This is a genomic window from Arthrobacter sp. ISL-65, assembly GCF_018613795.1.
Taxonomy (GTDB): Bacteria; Actinomycetota; Actinomycetes; order Actinomycetales; family Micrococcaceae; genus Arthrobacter.
In genome coordinates this window covers 60,245-66,511 of the sequence record NZ_JAGGPN010000063.1, presented here as the reverse complement: position 1 = coordinate 66,511, position 6,267 = coordinate 60,245, and the positions used below count along the sequence as shown (strand labels likewise).

General features: G+C 66.0%; 4 protein-coding genes. 3 read left to right on the top strand and 1 reads right to left on the bottom strand.

From position 1 onward, the window contains the following. Positions 1–942 (top strand): HNH endonuclease signature motif containing protein (locus J7I85_RS25395; protein ID WP_251024758.1); only part of this gene is annotated, 942 nt, incomplete at its 5' end. A gap of 209 nt (positions 943–1,151) precedes the next feature. Here the strand turns inward: J7I85_RS25395 and J7I85_RS23475 are convergent. After that, positions 1,152–1,973, bottom strand: a complete 822-nt coding sequence (locus J7I85_RS23475) for a putative protein N(5)-glutamine methyltransferase (protein ID WP_214857985.1) — start codon at positions 1,971–1,973, stop codon at positions 1,152–1,154. Positions 1,974–2,184: 211 nt separating this feature from the next. On the opposite strand from J7I85_RS23475, the gene J7I85_RS23470 reads away from it, so the two are divergent. Beyond that, positions 2,185–3,228 carry a beta-propeller fold lactonase family protein gene (locus J7I85_RS23470; RefSeq protein ID WP_214857983.1) on the top strand — a complete coding sequence of 348 codons (1,044 nt, stop codon included), beginning with the start codon at positions 2,185–2,187 and terminating at the stop codon, positions 3,226–3,228. Between the two features lie 159 nt (positions 3,229–3,387). Next, a complete protein-coding gene (locus J7I85_RS23465; RefSeq protein ID WP_214857981.1) occupies positions 3,388–6,219 on the top strand; it encodes an alpha-amylase family glycosyl hydrolase in 2,832 nt (943 codons plus the stop codon). Positions 6,220–6,267: the final 48 nt, after the last annotated feature.

Here is a 6,267-nt window from a genome sequence, read left to right as displayed (position 1 = left end):
ACCACCGTCATGAACACCGCCACCAACCCCCGCACCACCACACCCAACACCACCGCCTGCGCGAGCGACAGCAGCAGTGCAGAGGGCACCGGCCCTGACAGTGGCAGCGGCAGTGACGACAACAGCGACAGCACCGCCAACAGTGACAGCGCCGCTGCCAACCTGGACGCCGTAATCAACGCCCCCACCCCGGCACCTGACCTGGACCGCCGCACCCTCGCCCAACAGCGCCTCGACGGCCTCGTCGGCGGCTGCAAGGCAGCCCTCGCCGCCGGCACCCTGCCCGCCACCGGAGGACTCCGCCCCCAAGTCATGGTCACCATCAACCATCACGACCTCCTCAACAGCATCGAAACCGCCGCCGCCCAAGGCCCCCGCTACGCCCCGAACGGAAACCGCCCCGGCACCCGGCAGACCAACGAACCCCAGCCCGAGCCGGGCACCGGCCCGAACACCCGGCAGCCCGGCACCGCCCTGCCTGGCACCAACTGGCGCGGCACTCCCCTCTCCAGCACGGCCACCGGCAGTGGGACCTTCACCTACACCGGCCCCATCACGGCCTCCACCATCCGGAAAATCGCCTGCGACGCCGACATCATCCCCGTCCTCCTCGGCTCCGAAGGACGCATCCTCGACATCGGCCGCACCACCCGGATCTTCCCGCCCCACATCCGCAAAGCCCTCACCGCCCGCGACCAAGGCTGCGCCTTCCCCAACTGCACCATCCCCGCACCCTGGTGCGAAGCCCACCACATCACCTACTGGTCCCGGGGCGGACCCACCAGCACCGACAACGGCGCCCTCCTCTGCACCCACCACCACCACCTGATCCACAAAGAACAGTGGAAAATCCACATCAAAAACGGAACCCCCTGGTTCATCCCGCCACCCCACATCGACCCCCGCCAACACCCCCGACAAAACCACCACCACAAAACATGAGTCGATGGCAGACCCGGCGGGCAAGCACAAAAAGGGCAGCGCCAGCGGACAGAGCGTGACGACGTCTCGATTTGGGGCGGGCACTGCCCGCTAGCCCGTTGCATTTATTGGGCCCCCGAAGTGGGCCCTGCCATTGTGGCGGTTACCGTTGCCAGAGCTGGGGCGCCGGAAGTAACAGCGGCGCTCCCTGAATGTCGCCGTCTCCAGAGCTACAGCAGCTTCCCAATCACCGCTGTCCCGTCCAGTTCGGCTGACGTGGCGATCCGAGGGCTCAAGCCCCCACTGACCATGGCCGCGGCTGTATGCGGAGCCTGCAGCCGGCTCGTTTCGATAAGGAGATGCCCTCCCTGCCTGAGCCAAGCACCCGCTTCCGCGATCACCCGCCGCTGGATGTCGAGGCCGTCGGGCCCTCCGTCGAGCGACACCCGTGGCTCGTGAACTCGGGCCTCATGAGGCATGCTGCTGATGGAAGCAGTGGGTACATACGGCGCATTGACCGCCAGCATGTCAACGTTGCCTCGGAGCCGGGCAGGCAGCGCCGCGTACAGGTCACCCTCATGGACCACTCCGCCCGCTGGCAGTACGTTGAGGCGGGCACAACGCACCGCGGCAGGGTCGACGTCGGAAGCGTGCACCTCAATCTCCGGGACCAGTGCCGCCAACGCGGTGCCTACAGCTCCGGAGCCGCAGCACAGGTCAACAACAATTGGCGGGGTCGATGGCGATCTCTCCGCGGACCCTGCCCCCGCGACGCCAAGGAGTGCAGCTGCCTCGCGGACTAGCAGTTCTGTCCGGCGGCGCGGCACAAATACTCCGGCCCCGACCCTGATCCGCAGGCCGCAAAACTCCGCCCAGCCGAGAATATGCTCGAGCGGAAACCCCTCGATTCGCCGCTGCACGGCGTTGATCAGCTCATTGCGGGCGAGGCCTGCGGAAAGGAGGAGGTCCGCTTCGTCCTCGGCAAAGACACAGCCGGCGGCGCGCAGCCTGCCGATGACACTGGAGCGGGAAAGCGATGATTGAACAGGCATGGACGCGTCCTTCGGTTGAATGATGGGCGCTCCGTGCATACGTCCGACTAGCCTTGGCGGTCCGTACGGCGGCGGGCAGGAAGAACCCAGGCTGGCATTGCGTGAATTGTTCTCACCTCCCGTATTTTCAAACGTGTGCAGTGCCCAAACCGGCCCCGCAAAATCCATGCTATCCGACGCCGAAACCGGCAATTATTGGCAGGATGGAACCATGACCCACAGCGAAGACCACACGCTCATCTGGACCGGCTCCTACACTGCGGACAGCGGCGGCCACGGCGCTGGTATCGGGGCCGTCTCGGCCAACGCTGATGGGACGCTCACCTGGCGCGGCACCGCCGCAAAGGCGGACTCGCCGTCGTTCGTTGCCGTGCACCGGTCACTGCCAATGGTTTATGCCGTCGGCGAGAACGCCAAAACCGTTCAGGCGTACCGGCGGCGGGGAGAGTTCGGCCTTGAAGCCGTCGGCAAGCCCTGGCCTGCAGGCGAAGCTGCCTGCCACGTCACCGTCGATCCGCAGGGCAAGTTCCTGATCGTTGCCTGCTGGGGCGACGGCCAAGTGTTGCTGTACGAACTGGCGGATGACGGCGGCATCGCCCGCCGCCTTCCGGCGGCACCATCCAGCGATCCGCACCGGGACGACCGCCCCAGCCGGGCCCACGCCAGCCTGGTACTCGCAGACGGCCGCATCATGACCACCGACCTCGGCCACGACCTCCTCCGCGTGTGGAACCACGTCCCTGCGACGGGCCTGGCGCTGGACCACGAGGTGGTGCTTCCGAAGGACAGCGGTCCCCGCCACCTGGTGCAGCACCCCGCTGGAACGGTGTTCGTGGTCTCCGAGTATTCCATCGAGGTCTTTGCGGCCCGGGCCGCCTCGTCATCAGGAAAGTTCGAACTGGTCGGCCAGGGTCCCGCTACCTCCGATGGCGCCAGGGACGAGGACTCTGCGGCCGAAATTGCCTTGTCGGCTGACGGGCGCTTCGCCTACGTCGGCGTACGGGGATCCAACCGCATCAGCGTGCTGGAAGTGACGCCATCGGCGGAGGGCAGCCTGCTTAGCCCGGTCTGCGACTTCTCCAGTGGCGGCGACTGGCCCCGCCACCACCTGGTCCACGGCGAATGGCTTCGCGTAGCCCATGAGCGCTCCCACGACATCACCACCTTCCGCCTGGACTCCCAGACCGGCCTTCCGCAGGGCCCCCTTCACCGCCTCGTGGCGGGTTCCCCCACGGCCCTGGCTGTGGCAAGCTAAACGGCAATCGACAAAACCAATACAAGATTAGTCATCGCCAATACGGCTCCATCACAGGAGCTATGGCGGGTGGCTGGGCTTGCCTTGGACGAGTCGGCACCCAACGGATTCCGGGCATCCCCACCCGGACAAGCAGCGTTGCTTTGCGGAAGGTCCAACATGCTCACCGTCCCTCGCCTGAATTCCCCGCGCCGCGCCGGCGTTCCCACCAAGTCCGCCCGAACAACTCTTGCGGCGGCGAGCGCACTCGTCCTGCTGGCTGCGTCGGCCGTACCGGGCCAAGCAGCCCTGCCAACCAAGGCACCTGCCCAAGCCGCAGCCGCCACTAAAACCCCGGGCCCGCCGTCGGACACTAAACCGGGAACAGGGGCCCACTCGCTCCGCACTCCCGTCACCGGTGAGAACTTCTACTTCGTCATGGCGGACAGATTCAGTAACGGCGACGCCGGCAACGACCAGGGCGGCCTGGGGCCGGATCCGATGGTCTCCGGCTTCGACCCCACCCGCAAGGGCTTCTACAACGGCGGGGACCTGAACGGCCTACTGGACAAGATCGACTACATTCAGGGGCTCGGAACCACGGCGATCTGGCTGACACCGAGCTTCAAGAACAAGGCGGTCCAGCCCGAGGACAACTCCGCTGGCTACCACGGCTACTGGGTCACGGACTTCACCCAGATCGATCCGCACCTGGGCACCAACGCCGAACTGAAAGCGCTGATCGACGAGGCGCACTCGCGCGGCATGAAGGTGTACTTCGATATCATCACCAACCACACCGCGGACGTTATTGGCTACAAGGAGGGCGCCCGCACCGGCTACGTCTCCAAGGACAAGGAGCCGTACCGCACCGCATCGGGCGAAGCCTTCGATGACCGGGACTTCGCCGGCCGCGCGGACTTCCCCAAGCTCGACGCCGGAACCTCCTTCCCGTACACGCCGGTGCTTGATCCAACGGAACAGAACCTCAAGGTTCCGGCGTGGCTCAACGACCCGACGCTCTACCACAACCGCGGCGACACCACCTTTGCCGGCGAGAACTCCTTCTATGGCGACTTCTTCGGCCTTGACGACCTGTTCACCGAAAACCCGACGGTCGTGGCCGGGATGACGGACATCTACGAGACGTGGATCCGTGACTTCGGCGTGGACGGGTTCCGCATCGACACGATGAAGCACGTCAATGACGAATTCTGGCAACAGTTCGGGCCCGACGTCCTCGCCTACGCCAAGGCCCACGGCAAGGACGAATTCTTCATGTTCGGCGAGGTCTTCGACACGTCCAAGAGCAACACGTCCCAGTTCACTACCCGCAACAGGATGCAGGCGGTCCTCGACTTCCCGTTCCAGGATGCGGCGCGGAATTTTGCCTCGAAAAGTGAGACCGCGAAAGAGCTTGAAACCTTCTTCGCCGCCGACGACTGGTACACCGATGCGGATTCCAACGTCTACCAGCTGCCCACCTTCCTGGGGAACCACGACATGGGCCGGATCGGCAGCTTCATCAGCACCGACAACCCGGAAGCGGACGACGCCGAACGGGTGGCCCGCGACGAACTCGCCCATGAGCTCATGTACTTTTCCCGCGGAAACCCGGTGGTCTACTACGGGGACGAGCAGGGCTTTACGGGGCCCGGCGGGGACCAGGACGCCCGCCAGACGCTGTTCGCCAGCAAGGTGCCCGACTACCTCGACGACGACCTGCTCGGCACGGACGCCGCGCACGCCACCGACAACTTCAACACCGGGCATCCCCTCTACGCCAAGATCCGTGAACTCGCGGAGCTGACCGAGGAGCACCCTGCCCTGCGCGACGGCGCCCACCAGCACCGGTACGCCTCGGACGGCCCCGGCATCTACGCGTTTTCCCGCAGCAGCGCCAAGGACCAGCGCGAGTACGTCGTGGCACTGAACAACAGCGAGGAACCGCAGACCGCCGCTGTTCCCACCTACATCGCCAAGCGCAATTACAGCCTCATCTATGGCGACGCCGCCGAAAACTCCAAGACCTCAGCCGAGGGCAAGCTGACCGTCACGGTGCCGCCGCTGTCCGCCGTCGTCTACCAGTCCGCCGGCCGGATCCCCCGCGAGAAGACGGCGCCCGCCGTCGCGCTGCAGTCCCCCGTTTCCGCCGCAGCTACCGTCACGTCCGCCGGGGATAACGGACGCATCCAGGTGACAGCCGACGTCGACGGCAGCTCGCTCTACGAGGTCACCTTTGAGGCCAGGACGCCGGGCGGCAAGTGGGAGCGCGTTGGCACAGATGACACCACCCCCTACCGCGTGTTCCACGACGTTTCGGGGCTGAACCCCGGCACTGCGGTGGAGTACCGGGCGGTCGTCCTGAACAACGCCGGCCGCACGTCCGTCAGTGCTTCCCGGTCAACTGTGGTGCCGGACCCGGCGCTGACCATCCAGCAGCCGGACGAGGGCAGCACCGTCCAGGGAAAGGTGGAAGTGGTTGCCACCGCGGACCCTGAGAAGGCCAGCCACGTGGTGCATTTTGAGCGCAGCGTCGCGGGCGGCCCATGGACGGCCGTCGGCTCCGACGATGCGTCATCGCCCTCGTACACGGTGGTCGACGACCTGGCCGCCCTGAACCTCGCCGACGGAACCGAGGTCCAGTACCGGGCAAAACTCAGCGGCTCAGACGTGGTGAGCAATGTCCGGACAGTGGTGGTTGGTGCCGCAGCACAGCCCGAATCGGTCACTGTGGCGGGAAGCCTGAACAGCGAGATGGGCTGCCCGGATGATTGGCAGCCGGGGTGTGAGGCGGCGTTCATGGCCTTTGATCCGGCTGACCGCCTGTGGAAACTAACGGCAGACCTTCCGGCCGGGCAGTACGAATTCAAGGCGGCCATCAACGGTTCCTGGGAGGAGAACTACGGCCAGGATGGCGCTCCGAACGGTTCCAACATCGTGCTGAACCACGACGGCGGACCGGTCACCTTCCGGTACAGCCACACCACGCACGTCATCACGGCCGGCTAGGTTGCCCGGGGCTACTGCCAGCCGGGCAGTAACCCCGGGCTCACGGCC